We start from the raw sequence: 17647 nt of genomic DNA, 5'->3' as shown, positions 1-17647 counted from the left end.
GCCGGGCCGATCACGGGCCGACGTACCCGGGCCCGCCACACCGGGTGCGGTCAGCCCGTGGTCAGCCCGGCCGCCGCCGCGACGAGAGCATCGAGGAGCGGCCGGAACAGCGGATGGTCCTCGGCACCGCGGCGTACGGCGGCGAACACCCGGCGGGTCGCGGCGGGGCCCTCCACCGGGCGGACGACCGCGTCCTTCAGCTCCATCCCGCGCAGCGCGGAGCGGGGCACCAGCGCGACCCCCGCCCCTGCGCCTGCCAGTGCGACCACGGCCCGGAAGTCGTCCGACGAGTGCACGAGACGGGGCTCGAACCCGGCGCGCTCACAGGCCAGGAGCACCACGTCGTGACAGGGGTTGCCCGGATAGGGGCCGATCCACTCCCGGTCGGCCAGCTCGGCGAGGGTGACGTGGGGGCTCCGGCCGAGCGGGTCCCCGGCACCGAGCACGGCGTCGAAGGGCTCGGCGTACAGCGGGACACGGGCGAGCCTGCGGTCGTCCTCACGGGGCGCGCCGCGGTACTCGACGGCGAGCGCCAGATCGGCCTCCCCGTCCAGGACCAGGGTGAGGCTCTCGTCCCCCTCCGAGTCCCGGACCCGGACCCGGATCCCGGGGCTGTGCGCGGCGAGGGTGCGGATCGCCGGGGCGAGCACCTCGGCGATCCCGGTCGCGAAGGCGGCCACGGTGACCGCGCCGGACGCGCCGCCCGCGTAGGCGGCCAGCTCGGCCTCCGCCCGCTCCAGCTGGGCGAGGACGGCGTGGGCGTGGGTGAGCAGGATCTCACCGGCTGCCGTCAGCCGAACCCCGCGACCGCTGCGGGTCAGCAGGGCGTGCCCGGTCTCCTGTTCCAGCGCGGCGAGCTGCTGGGAGACGGCCGAGGGGGTCAGATAGAGCGCTGCGGCCGCGGCGGTCACCGTACGGTGGTCCGCCACGGCCCGCAGGATGCGCAGGCGGCGGGGGTCGATCACCCTGCCATTGTCGCCCGTGCGTCGATGAACGCCGCCACGGCGCGTTCCACGTCGGCGGTGGAGTGCGCGGCCGACAGCTGGACCCGGATCCGTGCCTTGCCCATCGGGACGACCGGATACGAGAAGCCGATCACATAGACCCCGCGCTCAAGCAGCAGCTCGGCCATCCGGCCCGCCTCGGCCGCGTCACCGATCATCACGGGGGCGATGGCGTGATCGCCGGGCAGGATCTCGAAGCCCGCCTCGGTCATCCTCGTGCGGAAGAGGCGGGTGTTGGCGTCGAGGTGTTCGCGCAGCTCTCCTGCGGACTCGATGAGGTCGAGGACCTTCAGTGACGCGGCGGCGATCACCGGGGCCAGCGAGTTCGAGAAGAGATACGGGCGCGAACGCTGGCGCAGCAGTGCGACGATCTCGGCGCGCGCCGCGACGTACCCGCCGGAGGCTCCGCCGAGCGCCTTGCCGAGGGTGCCGGTGATGATGTCCACCCGGTCCATCACGCCGTGCAGCTCCGGGGTGCCGCGGCCGCCCGCGCCGACGAAGCCGACCGCGTGCGAGTCGTCCACCATGACCATCGCGTCGTAGCGATCGGCCAGGTCGCAGATCTGGGCGAGCGGGGCGACGTAGCCGTCCATGGAGAAGACGCCGTCGGTCACGATGAGCCGGCGGCGGGCTCCGCCCTCGGCCGCGGCCTTGAGCTGCTGCTCCAGGTCGGCGAGGTCGCGGTTGGCGTAGCGGAAGCGGCGGGCCTTGGAGAGGCGGATGCCGTCGATGATCGACGCGTGGTTGAGCGCGTCGGAGATCACCGCGTCCTCGGGGCCGAGCAGGGTCTCGAAAACCCCGCCGTTGGCGTCGAAGCAGGAGGAGTAGAGGATCGTGTCCTCCTGGCCGAGGAAGTCCGAGAGGCGCTGTTCCAGCTGCTTGTGGACGTCCTGGGTGCCGCAGATGAAGCGGACGGAGGCCATGCCGTAGCCCCAGCGGTCCAGCGCGTCCTTGGCGGCGGCGACCACATCGGGGTGGTCGGCGAGGCCGAGGTAGTTGTTCGCGCAGAAGTTCAGTACCTCGCCGGACGCGACGCCGACGGCGGCGCTCTGCGGGGTGGAGATGACACGCTCGGGCTTGAAGAGACCGGCTTCGGTGATCTCGTCGAGGGTGGCGCGCAGACCGTCGCGGACGGACTCGTACATCAGGGTGCTCCTCAGGGGGTTCGGGTCAGGCCGTCCAGTCGAGAATGATCTTGCCGCAGTCCCCGCCGGCCGCCTTGTCGAAGGCCGCGTCGAAGTCCTGGTAGGCGTACTTGCCGGTGATCACCGGGGAGAGGTCGAGACCGCCTTCGAGCAGCACCGTCATCGCGTACCAGGTCTCGAACATCTCGCGGCCGTAGATGCCCTTGACCGTGATCATCGAGGTGACGATCTTCGCCCAGTCCACGGCGAACTCCTCGGCGGGCAGCCCCAGCATGGCGATGCGGCCACCGTGGGTCATGTTGTCGACCATGTCGCGCATGGCCTCGGGCCGCCCGGACATCTCCAGGCCGATGTCGAAGCCCTCCTTGAGACCCAGGACGCGCTGCGCCTCGGCGATACCGCTCCCGGCCACGTTGAGCGCGAGGGTCGCCCCGGCCTTGCGGGCCAGGTCCAGGCGGTAGGGGCTGACGTCGGTGATCACGACGTTCCGCGCGCCGGCGTGCTTCGCCACGGCCGCGGCCATGATGCCGATCGGGCCCGCACCGGTGATCAGCACGTCCTCGCCGACCAGCGGGAAGGAGAGCGCGGTGTGGACGGCGTTGCCGAACGGGTCGAAGATCGCGGCGACATCGAGGTCGACCTCGGTGCGGTGCACCCAGACGTTCGACGCGGGAAGCACCACGTACTCGGCGAACGCGCCGTCGCGTCCTACGCCGAGGCCCACCGTGGAGCGGCACAGGTGCCGGCGTCCCGCGAGACAGTTGCGGCACTTTCCGCAGACCAGGTGGCCCTCGCCGCTGACCAGATCGCCGACGGCGACATCGGTGACGCCGGCGCCCACCCCTGCGACCTCGCCGACGAACTCGTGGCCGAGGATCAGCGGCGTCCCGACGGCCTGCTGCGCCCAGCCGTCCCAGGAGCGGATGTGGAGGTCCGTCCCGCAGATCCCGGTGCGCGCCACCTTGATCAGTACGTCACCCGGGCCGGCCTCGGGCTCGGGGACGTCCATGAGCCAGAGCCCGGGCTCGGCATGCTGCTTGACAAGGGCCTTCATCGCGGCGGCTCCAGGCGTGACGGTGACGTTCGGTGGACTGGGCACCAATCTGCCGAGCCGCGGCCCTCCAAGTCCATCGAGGATTTCTTAAGCGGGGTCACAGCGGAGCTTCACGCGGCGCGCCCGGGGGCCTCCCCGCCGGGTGCCGCGGTCCGGTGCGGAACCCGGGCGGCAGAGGCCCCGACGGCCCGGACGCCCCTCCCGCATCACTCCCCGGCACCACACAGCGGGCGGCCGTGCACGCGCATTGCGTGAAGGTTCGGTAGAGGTCAATCGGCCCCGGGTAAAGCGGAAGTGACGGTTCATCACACCCCTTCCGCTGGGCCCCCGGCAGCCTCATCCTGGACCCATGCGAATCACTCTACGCGCGTTGCGCACCCGTGCTGCCGCCGTCGGCATCGCCACCGCGATCGTCGTCACGCCTACCGTGTTCCTCGCGACCGAAGCCCACGCCACCGTGAGCGGCACCATCTGTTACGGCGCTCTCCCGTCACAGGCTCACGACACACTGGACCTCATCAAGACCAACGGCCCCTTCCCGTACTCCCAGGACGGCGTCGTCTTCCAGAACCGGGAGGGCGTGCTGCCGTCGCAGTCCACCGGCTACTACCACGAGTACACGGTGAAGACGCCGGGGAGCCCGACCCGCGGGACGCGGCGGATCATCACCGGTGAGAAGACCGCCGAGGACTACTACACCGCCGACCACTACGTCACGTTCAAGCAGGTCGACTTCACCTGCTGACCCCACGGGCCCCGGCCTCCGGCCTCCCGGCCGGGGCCCGGGCACCGGACCGGCTCAGCCGTCCGCCCGGTCGTCCTCGTCACCGTCCACATACACCCAGGCACCGTCGTACCGCTCGAACCGGCTGTGCTCGCGCAGCTCGCCGGGCTCCCCCCGGAAGGTGTAGCGGGCGCGGAAGGTGACCGTGCCGGTGGTGTGGAAGGCGGAGCCCTCGCCGGTCGCCAGGATCTCCAGTTCGTGCCACCGCTGCCCCGCGTCGAAGTCGACGCGGGGCGGCCTCGTCTCCGGGTGCCAGCTGCGCAGCAGGTACGCGGCGTCCTCGACCGCGAACGCGCTGAACCTGGACCGCATCAGGGCCTCGGCCGTGGGGGCGGCGGACCGCCCGCTGTGGAAGCGGCCGCAGCACTCGCCGTACGGGGCGGGAAGACCGCAGGGACAGGGCGACTGCGCGGAGACGCGGCTCGGCCGCGCCCGCTGGATGTGCTGAGCCGGCTGGGGTCTCCGGGAGCGGGGGGTGCGTCGGGACATGGCAAGCATTCTGCCCGCAGCCGGGGTACGGCGGCGCCGGGGCTCCCGGTGCCGGTCCCCCCTGCCCCGTCCGCCGGGTGCGCCCCGCCGCCGCAGCCGGCTTCACCGAACCGGTCGTCCCGGGCAGCGGCCCGGGCGACGCACCAGCACCACGGCACCGGCGTACTCCCGGGACACCGCGGGCGCGTACCGGCCCGCTGGATGAAGCGGCGTGGATCCGGCGGACCCGCGAACGTCACCCGGACCTCGCGGGGCTGCTCACGGCACCGCCGGCAGCAATCTGCCCGTCAGGGCCGTGAACGACACCCCGGGCTACGCGCCGACCCACCGCGCGGCCGAGTACCGACTCGGCCCGGGCACGAGCGGAGAGAGCGAGGACCACCGGCCGGCCCGGACGGGCGAGGGGCCCCCGGGACGGGCGCCGACTAGCCTGCCGGTCATGTTCGTACTGGAATTGACCTACACCGGCCCCATCGAACGCGTGGACGAACTGCTCGGGGAGCATGTCGCCTGGCTGGACGCGGCCTACGCAGCGGGCGCCTTCATCGCGTCGGGCCGCAAGAAGCCGCGCGACGGAGGGATCATCCTGGCCGTCGGCGAGGACCGCGCGGCGATCGAGAGGCTCACGGCGACCGACCCGTTCACGGCCGCAGGGGTCTGCGCCTACCGGATCACCGAGTTCACCGCGACGAAGACCGCGCCCGGACTCGCCGCTTTCCGGCAGGAGTTGTAAGCGGAGCGGATCACCCGCCGAGTGGCCCCTGCGCCGCCCGGAGCCTGCCCGCTGTACGGGCGGGCTCCGGGCGGAGGGGCGCGCCGCCCCCGTCCCCACGGTGCGGCGCAGGCGGTCCGCCGTCATCCGCTCGGCGACGGCCGCCAGTCTTCGGGGCCCGGTGGACCCGGACCTCAGTTCCCCGGGGTCAGGCCCGGCGCGCGGGGTCCGGCACCTTCGGGGCCGTACGCTCCTTGCCGCCCGCCAGTCCCAGTGCGGGGAGCACGGCACCCTCGACGAAGCGGATGAGGTACTCCGCGTCACCGTAGTGCCCCTCCAGCATCGGCCGGATCCGCATCGCCCCCATCAGCTGCGGCGCGACGAACTCCAGCGCCGGGTTGTCCGGCGCGACCTCTCCCCTGGCCACCCCGCGGGCGACCATCGCGTCGATGGCCGCCGCCGCCGGCTCGACCAGCCCTTCGCGCAGCGCCTCCAGCAGCTCCGGATTCTGCAGAGCGGCGTGGCTGAGCGCGTGCATCAGCGGAGTGTCCCGCCCGGAATGCGCCCCCAGCGACCTGGCGGTCTCCCGCAGGTCCCCCGCGAGCGTACCGGTGTCGATGGTGGTGAGGCTCCCGGCGCGGGTGCCACGCAGGGCGCAGGCCACCAGCTGCGGCTTGCTCCCCCACTGCCGGTAGAGCGTGGACTTGCCGCAGCGCGAGCGCGAGGCGACGCCTTCCATGGTCAGCGAGTCGTAGCCGCCCTCCCTGAGGAGCTCCAGTACCGCCTCGTAGAACTCCTGCTCACGCTCCGGTGTGATCTTGGAGCGCGAGGACGGCGTCGCGGAGTCCTGGGGCGGCATGAGCTCTCCCTCTCGGTGTGACGAGCAGCATCGGCACTTCATCGTACCGATACGCCAGTGTACCGATACGCTGGTGTACCGATACGTCTCCGTATCGGTACACTGTCGTTTCGATGGGGTGCGTACCGGACTTCCCGGCACCCCCCGGACATTCTGTTGGGCAATGCGAAGGGGGCCGGGGTGATGAGTGCCCTTACCGAGCCGGTCGAGAGGGAGCCGCACACCGCGGCCCGCCCGCCACTCGTACGTGAGCTCCTGCTGGTCGTCGGACTCTTCCTCGTCTACAAAGTGGGCCGGCAGGTGGCGAGCGGTCACGTCGGCGAGGCGTTCCACAACGCGGACCGCGTCTGGAGCTTCGAGCGCGCGGTGCATCTGCCCGGCGAGGGCTCGGTGCAGCGGGCGATGCTGCACAGCGACGCGCTGACCCATGTGGCGAACACGTACTACGCGGCCGTGCACTTCCCCGCGATCGTCCTCTTCCTGGCCTGGCTCTACTGGCGCCGGCCACGCCACTACGTGTGGGTGCGCCGCGTCCTGACCGCGCTGACCGGCGCGGCGCTGGCCCTGCATCTGCTCGTACCGCTGGCCCCGCCACGGATGCTGGCCGAGGCCCACCTGGTCGACACCGGGCAGGTCTACGGGCCGTCCGTCTACGGGTCCGCACCCGCCACCGACTCCGTGGCCAACCAGTACGCGGCGATGCCTTCGCTGCACTTCGGCTGGGCCCTGATGATCGCGATCGGCCTGATCGCCGCCACCCGGTCCCGGGCGCGCTGGCTGTGGCTGCTCCACCCGCTGGTCACCCTGCTGGTGATAGTGGGCACGGCCAACCACTACTGGCTCGACTCCCTCGTCGCCACGGCGCTGCTCGCCCTCGCGCTGGCCCTCATCCGGCTGCCCCGCGAGGCGGCCGGCACCCGCCGGCCGCCGGCCGGGGCGAAGCTCCCGGCCCGCGCGGCCGAGGCCGGCACCGGCGCACCGGTCCCGGCACCCACAGCCTTCGTACCGGCGCCCTCCGCGCCCTCCGACCCAGAGCCGTACTCCGAGCCCGTCCGCGCGCTCGCCGCCCGTGGAGCGTGCCCGTGAACGCCACCCTGGCCGCCGTCGCCCTCTCCCTGCTGTCCGCCGTCGGGTACGCCACGGCCGCGGTCGCCCAGGAGCGTCTCGCCTCCCGTTCCGGACCGGGTTCCGGGCTGCTGCGCCTGCTCGGCCACAGCGCCTGGTGGTGGGCCGTCGGCCTCAACGCGGCAGCGGCGCTCCTGCATGTGGCGGCGCTGAAGTACGGGTCGCTCACCCTGGTGCAGCCGCTCGGCGCGCTCACCCTGGTCGCGGCCGTACCGCTGGGCGCGCGCCTCGCCGGCCGGCGGGTCTCCCGGATCGAGTGGCGCGGTACCGTCCTCACCCTGCTCGGCCTGGCCGCGCTGCTGCTGGCCGCCGGTGGCACCCCTCCGCACGAGACGCTCTCGCTGCCCGAGGCGCTGGGTGTCGCGGCGGTGGCCCTCGTGCTGGTCGCCGCGCTCGTCCGGCGTGCGGGGCGGCCGGGCGCACGCCCCGGTCTGCGGTTCGCCACCTCGTCCGGGATCGTCTCCGGGGTCGCGTCGGCGCTCACCCAGACCGTGACCGTCTCGGTCACCGACCACACGCAGGGCCCGGCGCCCGGCTGGCGGACCGCCGTCGTGGCGCTGCTCGTCGCGGGCTTCGCGGTGGGCGGACTGCTGCTCTCGCAGACCGCGTACCGGGGCGGGCTCGGCGCCCCCCTCGCCCTGGTCACACTCGCCAACCCGGTCGCCGCTTCGGTGATCGGCCTGGCCCTGCTGGGCGAACGCCTCCAGGGCGGCGCCGTCGGCGTGCTGCTGGCCGCCGTGGGCGCGGGAGCCGCCGCCCGGGGAGTGATCCTCCTCACCCGGGCGACCGGCGCGGCGCAGGGCCCGCCGCGTCCGGCGGACGTACCGGCGCCGGCCTCGGCACCCGAGCCGCCGCGCGCGCTGCGCGTGTCCGTCCGGCCGGAGCTGCCGACCACACAGCCGCGCACCGTCACACCCCGGCCGCAGTCCGCACCCGCGTCGTCCGTGCCGCCCGCCGTACCTCGATCAGCAGCGCCTGGCCCGGATCGAGCACCGGCATCGGCACCCCTGCTCCGCTGAGCACCGGCCCCGGCAGCTCCACCCAGCCGCCGAGGGCGGCGGTGACCCAGGCGGGCGCCACGACCTGGCGGAACGAGGGCAGCCCGGCCTCGGTCCTGACACGGACCCGGTAACTGCCGGCCCGGTCCAGTCCCGGCAGCGCGACCCGGCCCGGCTGGGCCTGTGGCGAACTGGCCGTCTGCGCCCAGCAGTACACGGCGGCGCTCGCGTCGGCGGCCACCACCCCGTGCAGCAGCGCGCTGTCCTCGCCGAGGTCGGCGCGGACCACCCGGCCGCTGTGCAGCAGCGGCCGCAGCTCCTTGTAGAGGGCGCCCCAGGCCCGTAGCTCCGCCAGCTCGCCAGGGGTGCAGGCGGCGAGGTCACGCTCGATTCCGGCGTGCGCGAACAGCGCGGTGAGCAGCCGGAAGGAGCTGTCCGTGATCCGTCCGGTGGTGTGGCTGCGGGCATCGCCGACGTGGGAGCCGATCAGCTCGGGAGGCAGCAGCTGACCGGTCCAGCGCTGGATCGCCTGGCGCTCGACGGGGTCGTTGCAGTCCGACGCCCACACCCGGTCGGTATGGGCCAGGATTCCCAGGTCGACCCGGGCCCCGCCGCTGGAGCAGCTCTCGATCTCCAGTCCGGGGTGGCGGGACCTGAGCGCGTCGAGCAGCCGGTACAGCGCCTCCGTCTGGGCATGGACACCGGGGCGGTCGCGGCCGTCCGCCGCACGCCGGACCGCCTCGTGCAGGTCCCGGTTGTGGTCCCACTTCAGGTAGTCGACGGAGTACTGGGTGACGATCGTGTCCAGCGACTCCAGCAGATACGCCCATGCCTGCGGGTTTCCGATGTCGAGCGCGTACTGATGACGGGAGCCGGGGCCGAGACCCGCGCTCGGGCCGAGGATCCACCCCGGACGGGCGCGGGCCAGCTCCGAGTCCAGGCTGAGCATCTCCGGCTCGACCCACAGCCCGAACTGCATGCCGCGCGCGTGCACCCGGTCGGCGAGCGGGGCAAGCCCGTCCGGCCACACCGCCGGGTCGACGGTCCAGTCCCCGAGTCCCGCGGTGTCGTCCCGGCGTCCGAGGAACCAGCCGTCGTCCAGCACGAACCGCTCCACGCCGATGTCGGCGGCCGCGTCGGCGAGGGCGACAAGACGCCCGGGCCGCTGGTCGAAGTACACGGCCTCCCAGCTGTTCAGGGTCAGCGGGCGCGGTGTAGCGGGATGCGAGGGGCGGGACCTGAGCAGCGTGTGAAAGCGGTCGGCGAGGCCGTCGAGGCCGCTGCCCGACCAGCCGAACCAGCAGACCGGCGAGGTGTACGTCTCCCCCGGCGCGAGCCGTATCTCACCGGGGGCGAGCAGTTCCCCGCCGCCCAGCACGGAGGCGTGCGTCCCGGCTCCCTCGGGCAGCCGCTCGGCCAGCCAGCGCTGATTGCCGCTCCACCCGATGTGCACGCCCCACACCTCGCCGGTGCGGAAGCCGAAGCCGGGCACTCCGACGGTGAGCAGGTACGGGGCGTCCTGGCCGGTCCTCCCCCGGCGCTGTTCCCGTACGTGGCCGCCGTACCCGAGCGGCCTGCGCTGCGGGGACCGTTCGCGGCACCACCTGCCGGTGAAGTCGAGGACCTCCGATGCCCTGTGCGGCAGCGGCAGCAGGGTGGTGACGGCGCTGAGGTCGTACGGGGCGGGGCCGGCGTCCGGGCGCCGTGCGATGGTGGTCCGCACGGCGAGCACCCCGGAAGGGCCGAGCCGGTAGGCGAGGGTGAGGTCGAGCCCCGCGCCGTCCTCGGCGAGCCGCAGGACCAGTTCGCCGTCGTGCTCCTCGGCTGCGACGAGACGGGGCTTCGGCGTGGTGGCGGTGCCCGCCGCATGCCCCTGATGGGCGGGGGTGCCCGACCAGCCGTCGGCCTCGGTGGGCCAGACGGTGAACTGCCGTGGTTCGTCGAGCGAGTTGTGCAGCACAGCGCCATCCGCGGTGAGAGCGAGCGCGCCGCACTCCTCGTCCGTGAGCCCGCCGAGGTCCTCGCCCCAGTGCAGGATCCGTGGCAGCGGTGCGCACAGCTCGACGACCAGACCGACGCCCGCCGCACGCAGCTGGACGGTCCTGGGGAGGGTGCGGGGCATACGGGGCGTCCTCTCTCGTCTCCCGGGCGGCCCGGGAAGGTCATCGGTGCCCCGGCCCGGGACCGCGTATGCCTCCGTGGTCCGCGCCCCCGGCGCCGCGAGCGGGACGGCACCGGGGGCGGACGGGTCCAGGCGGTGGGCGGGTCAGCCCTGGTACTGCGCGAGGATCTTGCTGAACTGCCACGGGTCCTGGGAGACGCCCGAGCAGGTGTCGTCGTTGGGGTAGCTCCCGGGGCAGGGCCGGTCACGGTTGACCGACCAGAAGGTCAGCCGGGCCAGGTGGTGTTCCGACGCGTAGTCGGTGATCGCCTGGAAGTCCGCGGTGGTGACGGTCTCCTGGTTGTCCGTGATGCCGTTCATGGAGGAGATCCCGCTGTGCCGGTAGGCCTCGTCGTCGCTGTACCCGTAGGCGCTCTTGACGGAGTTCTTCAGCCCGTCCGCGGCCTGCTCGGTCAGGTCGGCCATGTTCTTCCCCGCCCCGCCGAAGTCGAACGGCATGATCGTCCAGCCGTCCACCGTGAGCCCGGCACCGGCCGCGCGCCGGATCATGCTGTCGTCGGGACCGCTCTGGTCGCTGGGGAACGTCACGTACGTGACCAGACCCGGGTTGTCGGCCTTGACCTGCTTGAGCGCGTCGACGGTCTTCTGCTGGGTGGCCGCGCTGTTGTACGCGTCGCCCTCGATGTCGATGTCGATCGCCTTGAGGCCGTACGCGTCGATCACCTTCTGGTACGCGCCCGCCAGCGCGCCCGCGTCCGCGCAGGACTCCTCCAGCTTGTTGCCGCTGGCACCGCCGAACGACGGCACCACATCGCCGCCGCCCTGCCGTACGGCGTTCACCGTCTGCTGGTCGACATCGCCGGTGAGCGGCCTGGAACCGTCCCACTTGGGGTTGCAGCCGCCGTCGCTGAGCACGAAGGCGAGGGTGAACCAGCGCACCCCGGTGGCCTGTTGTACCTCACTGGGGTCCGGCGGGCTGCCCCATCCGTTGTAGAGGTACGGCGCGACGGCCTGCGGCGCCGCGACCGGAGCGGGGGCCGCCTGTGCGCTGAAGGCGGTGCCCGAGGCGACGGCCGTCACCGCGACGGCGAGGGAGAGCAGACGGAGGCGGCGGCTCGGCGGCCGGACGCCCTGCCGGGAGGGGTGGCTCATGGGGAGCCTTCCTGATGTGGGGGAGGGAAGGGGCTGCGTTCCTGCAGGGGGGGGCGGGCGGGGGTGCGTGCAGGGTGTGCGGGAGTGCGCGCGGGGGTGTGTGACCGGCACGCGCCTGTCGGATCGTGGACAGCACGGACCCCTCGCATTGGTCCGGACTTTGATGCCGCGCCCGAGTCAACCCGCGCCGGTTGCCCGCGTCAACCACCTTGACCGGGAACGGGGATGAAGACGGCGGGGACAGGCGCGGAGCCTCTGCGGGCGGGCCCCGGCCGACGACGGGACACCAGAGGATCGACCGCAGGACGCACCTGCGCTAGATTCGATTCAAGACAATTATTGGTCAATTGAGGCCACTCGTCTGCTAGTTGTATCGTAAACAACGATCGGGCGTGGGCGTATACGCTCCAGCGCACCGTCAGGCATTCCGCACTTGGAGGCTGATTATGACCATCGCCCCGCATCAACGGCTGGTTCAGCAGCTCCCAGCAGCGCCTTTCTACTGCCCGGTGCCGCCCAGTACCCACCCCGAGGCCGCCTCGCTGAACGAGGCGACCGTACGGTGGATGCTGCAGCAGGACCTCGACACCGACGAGCAGCAGCGGCGCCGCCTCACCCTCTGCGATTTCGGCGGCCTCACCGCATCGACCATGCCGTACGGACGGATCGAGCCACTGACCCTGATGGCGCGACTGCACGCCGTGCTGTTCTCCCTCGACGACGGACTGTGCGACGAGTCGTACGCCACCGCGGGCCTGCTCGCCCAGGAGACCGGCCGCATCATGCGCGCCGTCGAGGCCCCCTACGCCGCTCCCGCACCGGGCGAGTCCGCGCGCACGGCGGCGCTGCGCTCCATCCGGCTCGACCTCGCCCGGCATGCCACGCCGGCCCAGCTGCGCCGGTGGACGGAGGCCATGCGCGTCTACACCTCCGGACTCGTCTGGGAGGCGTCCTGGCGCAGCAGCCCGGGCCTCCCCTCCCTGGACGACTACATCACTCTCTGGATGCGGGCCATAGGGATGGCCCCCTCCACCGCGATGATCGACATCGCCGGAGGGCTGACGCTCACCGACGAAGAACTGGACCATCCCCGGATACGCGCCCTGACCGAGATCACCTGGACACTGGTCAGCTGGGACAACGACCTCTACTCGCGCAACAAGGAAATCCTGCGGGCCGACGACGATCTGAACCTGATCGACGTACTGGCCCAGGAGTACGACATCGACGCACACCGCGCCCAGCAGGAGGCCGTGGTGATGCGCGACCGGGTGATGGTGCTCTTCATGCGGCTGCGGGAGCAGGCGCTGCGGGATGCCGGACTCCAACTGCAGGGCTACATCGACGGGTTGGCACAGTTCGTCCGCGGTCACCTGGACTGGGCATCGGTCTGCCCCCGGTACACGGTGCCGGGCGCCCCGGCGACCGGCCCCGACAGCTGGTGGAAGCGGCTCCCGGCCGTGGTCGACCAGGACCCGCTCCCGCTTGCGTCCGTCTCGTGGTGGTGGAAACAGCTCGACGACGGTCAGTAGCCGCGCCACCAGCCTGCCAGCGCCCGCCACAGCCGCTTGGGCGCCGAACCGCGCTGCGCCGGTACGGCGGCTGCGGGCGGTGTGGCCTGCGCCGGCGGGGTGGGGGCAGGCAGCGCCGGCCGCTGCGGCACGACGGGCGCCGCGGGGGCCGCGTGCGTGGTGACCTCCCAGTCGTCACGCGGCGGTGGCATCGCCGCGGGGGACGGCGCCACCATGATGTCCTGCGGCGGACGCGGCGCGAACGTGACGGGCAGCTGGTCCAGATGACGCGACATCAGCGAACCGGTCCAGCTCAGCTCGTGCTCCTCCAGGGCGAGTTCCACATCGGGGAGCCGCATCAGCAGCGCGTCGACACCCACGTCGGCGATGGCACGCCCGATGTCCTGCCCCGGGCACTCGTGCGCACCTCCGCTGAACGCGAGATGGGCCCGGTTTCCCTGCATGGAGGCGTTCGGGTCAGGACGGACGACCGGGTCGATGTTGGCTGCCGCGATCCCGACGACCAGGGCGTCGCCCGCCCTGATCCGCTGGCCCCCCAGCTCCGTGTCACCGACGGCCCAGCGCCCGAAGATCGTGGTGAAGGGCGGCTCGTCCCAGAGCGTCTGCTCGACCGCCTCGGGGACCGTCATATGACCACCGCTCAGCTGGGCCCTGAAGCGGGGATCGGTGAGGACCATGCGCAGCACGTTCGCGATCAGGTTCGCGGTGGTCTCGTAGGCGGCGATGAGCACCAGCCGCATGTGCTGGCTGACCTCGTCGTCGGTGAGTCCGGCCGGATGTGTGATCAGCCGGCTGGCGAAGTCCTCCTGCGGGGCCGACCGGCGCTGGGCGACCAGCCGGTTCAGCGCCGCCATCACATAGGAGTTGCTCACGATGGCGGTCTCGGTGCCCTTGATCATGTCGCGGGCGGCCTGCACCAGCCGTTCGCTGTACTCCTCGGGCATACCGAGGATCTGGCACATCACCATCATCGGCAGGTGTTCGGCGAACCGGCTGACGAGATCGGCCTTCCCGTCCCGGCAGAAGTCGTTGACCAGCCGGTTGCTGTAACGGTTGATGAAACGCCGGGTGTTGCGGGTGTCGATGTGCGACATCGCGTCGGTGACGGCGCCGCGCAGCCGCTCGTGTTCGGCGCCGTCGGCGAAGACACAGATCGGCTGCCAGGTGAAGATCGGGGCGAGCGGGTGGTCGGGCGGCGCCGAACCGTCCTGGAGGGCGCGCCAGCGGCGTGAGTCACGCGAGAAGAGCGAGGGCGTACGGGTCATGTACAGGTTCTCGCTGTGGCCGAGGACCAGCCAGGCGGGCACGTCCCCGTGGAGCAGGACCGGTGCCACCGGACCGTGCTCGGTGCGCAGCTTCTCGTACAGGCCCATCGGGTCCTGCTCTGCCTCGGTCCCGTACAGCCGCCGAAGGCCGCCGGGCCCGAGCCCGTGGGCCGGGCACTGCGGCGGCGGGACAGCCGCGCCGGTGCCGGGCTGATGGTCGAAGGGGGTTGTCACGATCACTCCAATACGTACGGACGGGACACGAGGGCTGGGGGTGTTGCGTGCGGACCGGGCGGGACCGGCCCGGCATGGTCCTGCTGGGCCGGGGGGCCGGGGGGGGCCGCACCGCCGCGTCGTCGTCCGGACGGCGGTGCGGTCCCCTCCTAGGCCCGTCGCACGGCGAGGGAGTGCAGATAGCGCATGAGGGCCATCAGGGTGTCGCGGCTTGAGGCGCGCTGGCGGGCGTCGCAGTCCACGATCGGGACCTCGTCGGGCAGGTCCAGCGCGACCCGCAGCGCCTCCAGGCGGTGCCGGGGCGCGTCGGGGAAGGTGTTGATGGCGACGATGAACGGCACGCCGCGCTCCTCCAGCCGGCCGATCACGTCGAAGCTCACCTCAAGCCTGCGGGTGTCGACCAGCACGACGGCGCCGAGCGCGCCTTCGAAGAGGCCGTTCCACAGGAACCAGAAGCGCTCCTGGCCGGGGGTGCCGAAGAGGTAGAGCACGAGTTGTTCGCTGATGCTGATCCGGCCGAAGTCCATCGCCACGGTGGTGGCGGTCTTGCTCTCCACACCGGAGTTGTCGTCGACTCCGACCCCGGCCTGGGTCATCGTCTCCTCGGTGGTCAGCGGGCGGATCTCGCTCACCGAACGCACCATCGTCGTCTTGCCGACCCCGAACCCGCCCACGATCACGATCTTGACCGCGGCCGTGGCCGTGTCGGGCAGTACGTCTTCCCTCCTGGGGCCTGCGATCGTGTCAGAGCTTCTGGAGTCCATGCATCACCGCTTCGAGAAGGGCCCTGTCCGGCAGCGCGGCGCGGACGATGGGCGCGCGCGACTCGACCAGTTCGGCCGCGAGGAGATCGGTCAGCAGCGCGGTCACCACGCTGAACGGCAGGCGCAGATAGGCGGAGATCTCAGCCACGGACAGCGGTGAGTCGCACAGCCGTACGATCGCTGCCTGTTCCGGCTGGACGGTCGGGGAGGGCTCGGCCCGGGACACCACGATGGTGACCAGGTCGAGTGCGGCCCGCTCGGCCCCGTCCGGCCCGCCGGTGATCACATAGAGCCGTTCCGGGTCCCCCGAATCCGGCTCGGCCTTCCGGCGTTCTCTGGGGGGCGGCACATTCATCCGGCCTTCCCGTCGTGCCGGGGCGGGCTGGCCAGATGGGCACCGATCCGTACCACCATGTCGCGCATCTGCGCGCCGACCAGGCCTGCTTCGACCCGTTCGTCGGTGAGGACGGCGAGATACGAGCCGGTGCCAGCGGCCATCAGGTAGAAGAACCCGCCGGTGATCTCGATGACGACCAGCCGCATTCTGCCGTCGCTCTCCGGGATCTCGGTGGCGACCGCCGCGGCGAGGCTCTGGAGCCCGGCGCAGGCCGCCGCGAGGCGGTCCGCGCCGTCCGGGTCACCGCCGTGCCGGGCGATCCGCAGGCCGTCGGCGGAGAGCACCACGATCTGCTGGATCCCGGGGACCCCGTCGGCCAGCTCCTTGAGCATCCAGTCCATGCTGCCCAGTTGCTGAATCACGCCAGGTCCCCCTTGTCCCGCGGATCGCCGGGCTCTCCGACGCCGGACGGCTCCTGCGGCACTCCGTTGGCCGCCTTGGTGAAGGCCTCAAGCCAGATTCCCGGCTGGGGCTCGTCCTTCTCCGGTTCCTGCGAATCCCCGGGCACCCGTGGCGTGCGGGGATCGGACTCGGTCGCGGGGGCCGGCACCGTCGCGGGAGCCTGCTCCGAGCCGAAGGACGAGCGGAGACGGCTGCGGCGCTGCGGCAGTCCGTTCGGGGTCCACTCGGTCACCACCGGTACGTCGTCCTCCATCGACAGCGCTGCCGGGGCGGGGCGCTTGGGCACGGTGGCCTTGCGCGGGGCCCTGGAAGGGACGCGGTCGGCGAACGCGCCGATGTCCGTGTCCGCTCCGGTGCGGGGCTGTCCTGCCGCACCGATTCCGTGTGCGATCCCGGTGGCGGGGCCCGTGGTGATCATCTCGCGGGGCACGATCAGCACCGCCCGGACGCCGCCGTAGGCCGACTGACGCAGCGCGACCTTGAGGTTGTACATCTGGCTGAGCCGCCCGACGACGGCCATGCCGAGCCGGGGCGACTCGCCGAGGTGGTTCAGGTCGGCGCCGGCCTGCGCCTTGAGCAGCATGCCCTCGGCACGCTTGCGGGCCTCCTCGCTGAGGCTGACCCCGCCGTCCTCGATCTCGATGGCGATCCCGGTCTGCACCTCGACCGCGGTGACATGGACGCGGGTCTGCGGCGGCGAATAGCGGGTCGCGTTGTCGAGGAGCTCGGCGACGGCGTGGATCAGCGGCTCGACGGCCGGGCCCACGATGGCGACCTTGGCGATGGAGTGCAGATCGACCCGCGGGTACTCCAGGATGCGGGACATCGCTCCGCGCAACACGCTGAACAGCGGTACGGGCTTGGGCCACTGGCGTCCCGGGCGGGCGCCGCCGAGCACGGAGATGCTGTCGGCGAGGCGCCCGATGAGCGCGTTGCCGTGGTCGAGGCGGAGCAGGTCGTCGAAGACCTCGGGCTGGCGGCCGTGGTCCTCCTCCATCTCCCGCAGCTCCGCGGCCTGCTGGTGGACGATGGCCTGGACGCGGCGGGCGATGCCGACGAACGCGAACTGCGCCCCCTCGCGCTGCGACTCCTCGTCGTCGACGATCTTCAGCAGCGCGGCGAGGATCTCGCGCTGCGCGGAGGGGAGGTCGCGGTACATCTCGTTGTCGTCGACGAGGATGCGCATGACCTCCAGGGGCGACTCACCGTGCTTGAGCCGGTGGATCGCGGCCGGCATCAGCTCCTTGGCGAGCCGTACGGTCTCCGCGTCGTGCGCGGCGAGCCGCTGCTCCAGGAACGCCAGCCGCTCGCCGTAGGCCCGGTGGAGCGTGCGGGTCGCCGAGGCGCGACGGACGAGCGCGGTGACGAGTACGGCGATGACGACGGTGGCCAGGGCGCCGGCCCAGACAAGGGGTATCCGGGCGGCCCGGTCGACCACGACCGCGCCCACGGCTGTGGCTGCCGACGTCGTCACGACGGAGAGCAGCAGCGCACGAACCAGTGGCGCTGTCCGCTCGGTTGGAGGCGCCTCAACGCGAACCATGTAATCCCTCTGGCAGTTGACGGTGGGCAGAATCGAACTATCAAGACATGTGGGAACAAGTGCATG

17 protein-coding genes are annotated in these 17647 nt (G+C 72.2%); 5 read left to right on the top strand and 12 right to left on the bottom strand.

All coding sequences use genetic code 11. From position 1 onward, the window contains the following. Positions 1 to 50: 50 nt before the first annotated feature. The 3 genes from OG917_RS28435 to tdh are packed head-to-tail and all read right to left on the bottom strand — an operon-like array spanning position 51 to position 3203. On the bottom strand, positions 51 to 965 hold the full coding sequence (locus tag OG917_RS28435) for a LysR family transcriptional regulator (RefSeq protein ID WP_328320958.1): 915 nt from the start codon (positions 963 to 965) through the stop codon (positions 51 to 53). Next, complete coding sequence (locus OG917_RS28430) at positions 962 to 2149, bottom strand: glycine C-acetyltransferase (protein WP_328320956.1); 1188 nt, start codon at positions 2147 to 2149, stop codon at positions 962 to 964. The genes OG917_RS28435 and OG917_RS28430 overlap by 4 nt, the downstream gene beginning before the upstream one ends. Before the next feature lie 25 nt (positions 2150 to 2174). Further along, a complete protein-coding gene (gene tdh / locus OG917_RS28425; protein ID WP_328320954.1) occupies positions 2175 to 3203 on the bottom strand; it encodes an L-threonine 3-dehydrogenase in 1029 nt (342 codons plus the stop codon). A 349-nt stretch (positions 3204 to 3552) separates the two neighbouring features. On the opposite strand from tdh, the gene OG917_RS28420 reads away from it, so the two are divergent. Continuing rightward, positions 3553 to 3948, top strand: a complete 396-nt coding sequence (locus tag OG917_RS28420) for a ribonuclease domain-containing protein (protein ID WP_328320952.1) — start codon at positions 3553 to 3555, stop codon at positions 3946 to 3948. Between the two features lie 54 nt (positions 3949 to 4002). On the opposite strand, the gene OG917_RS28415 is transcribed toward OG917_RS28420, so the two are convergent. Beyond that, positions 4003 to 4476, bottom strand: coding sequence for a YchJ family protein (locus OG917_RS28415; RefSeq protein WP_328320950.1), 474 nt, complete (start codon positions 4474 to 4476; stop codon positions 4003 to 4005). 439 nt (positions 4477 to 4915) lie between these two features. Here OG917_RS28415 and OG917_RS28410 point away from each other — a divergent pair, with 439 nt between their 5' ends. After that, positions 4916 to 5209: a YciI family protein gene (locus tag OG917_RS28410; RefSeq protein ID WP_328320948.1), complete on the top strand. Its 294-nt coding sequence runs from the start codon at positions 4916 to 4918 to the stop codon at positions 5207 to 5209. A gap of 187 nt (positions 5210 to 5396) precedes the next feature. Here OG917_RS28410 and OG917_RS28405 read toward each other — a convergent pair whose 3' ends face one another. Beyond that, positions 5397 to 6047: a TetR/AcrR family transcriptional regulator gene (locus tag OG917_RS28405; RefSeq protein ID WP_328320946.1), complete on the bottom strand. Its 651-nt coding sequence runs from the start codon at positions 6045 to 6047 to the stop codon at positions 5397 to 5399. Between the two features lie 183 nt (positions 6048 to 6230). Here OG917_RS28405 and OG917_RS28400 point away from each other — a divergent pair, with 183 nt between their 5' ends. Then, entirely contained in the window at positions 6231 to 7133 is a 903-nt protein-coding gene (locus tag OG917_RS28400) for a phosphatase PAP2 family protein (RefSeq protein ID WP_328320944.1), read from the top strand. Further along, complete coding sequence (locus tag OG917_RS28395; RefSeq protein WP_328320942.1) at positions 7130 to 8191, top strand: DMT family transporter; 1062 nt, start codon at positions 7130 to 7132, stop codon at positions 8189 to 8191. Before OG917_RS28400 ends, OG917_RS28395 begins: the two co-directional genes overlap by 4 nt. Here the strand turns inward: OG917_RS28395 and OG917_RS28390 are convergent. Both OG917_RS28390 and OG917_RS28385 read right to left on the bottom strand, forming a co-directional pair. Further along, positions 8082 to 10292: an alpha-galactosidase gene (locus OG917_RS28390; protein WP_328320940.1), complete on the bottom strand. Its 2211-nt coding sequence runs from the start codon at positions 10290 to 10292 to the stop codon at positions 8082 to 8084. The two genes, OG917_RS28395 and OG917_RS28390, sit on opposite strands and share 110 nt — an antisense overlap. A gap of 144 nt (positions 10293 to 10436) precedes the next feature. Continuing rightward, positions 10437 to 11555: a chitinase gene (locus tag OG917_RS28385; protein ID WP_443059030.1), complete on the bottom strand. Its 1119-nt coding sequence runs from the start codon at positions 11553 to 11555 to the stop codon at positions 10437 to 10439. A gap of 335 nt (positions 11556 to 11890) precedes the next feature. On the opposite strand from OG917_RS28385, the gene OG917_RS28380 reads away from it, so the two are divergent. Further along, positions 11891 to 12976 carry a terpene synthase family protein gene (locus OG917_RS28380; RefSeq protein WP_328320936.1) on the top strand — a complete coding sequence of 362 codons (1086 nt, stop codon included), beginning with the start codon at positions 11891 to 11893 and terminating at the stop codon, positions 12974 to 12976. On the opposite strand, the gene OG917_RS28375 is transcribed toward OG917_RS28380, so the two are convergent. From OG917_RS28375 to OG917_RS28355, 5 genes are all read right to left on the bottom strand, one after another. Beyond that, on the bottom strand, positions 12970 to 14475 hold the full coding sequence (locus OG917_RS28375; protein WP_328320934.1) for a cytochrome P450: 1506 nt from the start codon (positions 14473 to 14475) through the stop codon (positions 12970 to 12972). The genes OG917_RS28380 and OG917_RS28375 overlap by 7 nt on opposite strands. A 149-nt stretch (positions 14476 to 14624) precedes the next feature. After that, positions 14625 to 15239 (bottom strand): GTP-binding protein, encoded by a 615-nt coding sequence (locus OG917_RS28370; RefSeq protein ID WP_328320932.1) that lies wholly within the window; start codon positions 15237 to 15239, stop codon positions 14625 to 14627. After that, positions 15220 to 15594, bottom strand: coding sequence for a DUF742 domain-containing protein (locus OG917_RS28365; RefSeq protein WP_328320931.1), 375 nt, complete (start codon positions 15592 to 15594; stop codon positions 15220 to 15222). The genes OG917_RS28370 and OG917_RS28365 overlap by 20 nt, the downstream gene beginning before the upstream one ends. Then, positions 15591 to 15998: a roadblock/LC7 domain-containing protein gene (locus OG917_RS28360; RefSeq protein ID WP_164266482.1), complete on the bottom strand. Its 408-nt coding sequence runs from the start codon at positions 15996 to 15998 to the stop codon at positions 15591 to 15593. The genes OG917_RS28365 and OG917_RS28360 overlap by 4 nt, the downstream gene beginning before the upstream one ends. Then, a complete protein-coding gene (locus OG917_RS28355; RefSeq protein ID WP_328320923.1) occupies positions 15995 to 17581 on the bottom strand; it encodes an ATP-binding protein in 1587 nt (528 codons plus the stop codon). The genes OG917_RS28360 and OG917_RS28355 overlap by 4 nt, the downstream gene beginning before the upstream one ends. Positions 17582 to 17647 lie beyond the last annotated feature (66 nt).

This window comes from Streptomyces sp. NBC_00388, from assembly GCF_036061255.1.
In the GTDB taxonomy this organism is placed as follows: domain Bacteria; phylum Actinomycetota; class Actinomycetes; order Streptomycetales; family Streptomycetaceae; genus Streptomyces.
Note: the sequence above shows the minus strand (reverse complement) of the source record. Positions and strands in the feature narration are given on the sequence as shown.

Excerpts from the sequence above, each read along its gene's own strand:
- OG917_RS28420 (WP_328320952.1), top strand. The coding sequence starts at position 3,553 with ATGCGAATCACTCTACGCGCGTTGCGCACCCGTGCTGCCGCCGTCGGC.
- OG917_RS28355 (WP_328320923.1), bottom strand. The coding sequence starts at position 17,581 with ATGGTTCGCGTTGAGGCGCCTCCAACCGAGCGGACAGCGCCACTGGTT.
- OG917_RS28365 (WP_328320931.1), bottom strand. The coding sequence starts at position 15,594 with ATGAATGTGCCGCCCCCCAGAGAACGCCGGAAGGCCGAGCCGGATTCG.
- OG917_RS28400 (WP_328320944.1), top strand. The coding sequence starts at position 6,231 with ATGAGTGCCCTTACCGAGCCGGTCGAGAGGGAGCCGCACACCGCGGCC.
- OG917_RS28370 (WP_328320932.1), bottom strand. The coding sequence starts at position 15,239 with ATGGACTCCAGAAGCTCTGACACGATCGCAGGCCCCAGGAGGGAAGAC.
- OG917_RS28415 (WP_328320950.1), bottom strand. The coding sequence starts at position 4,476 with ATGTCCCGACGCACCCCCCGCTCCCGGAGACCCCAGCCGGCTCAGCAC.
- tdh (WP_328320954.1), bottom strand. The coding sequence starts at position 3,203 with ATGAAGGCCCTTGTCAAGCAGCATGCCGAGCCCGGGCTCTGGCTCATG.
- OG917_RS28390 (WP_328320940.1), bottom strand. The coding sequence starts at position 10,292 with ATGCCCCGCACCCTCCCCAGGACCGTCCAGCTGCGTGCGGCGGGCGTC.
- OG917_RS28380 (WP_328320936.1), top strand. The coding sequence starts at position 11,891 with ATGACCATCGCCCCGCATCAACGGCTGGTTCAGCAGCTCCCAGCAGCG.
- OG917_RS28410 (WP_328320948.1), top strand. The coding sequence starts at position 4,916 with ATGTTCGTACTGGAATTGACCTACACCGGCCCCATCGAACGCGTGGAC.
- OG917_RS28430 (WP_328320956.1), bottom strand. The coding sequence starts at position 2,149 with ATGTACGAGTCCGTCCGCGACGGTCTGCGCGCCACCCTCGACGAGATC.
- OG917_RS28405 (WP_328320946.1), bottom strand. The coding sequence starts at position 6,047 with ATGCCGCCCCAGGACTCCGCGACGCCGTCCTCGCGCTCCAAGATCACA.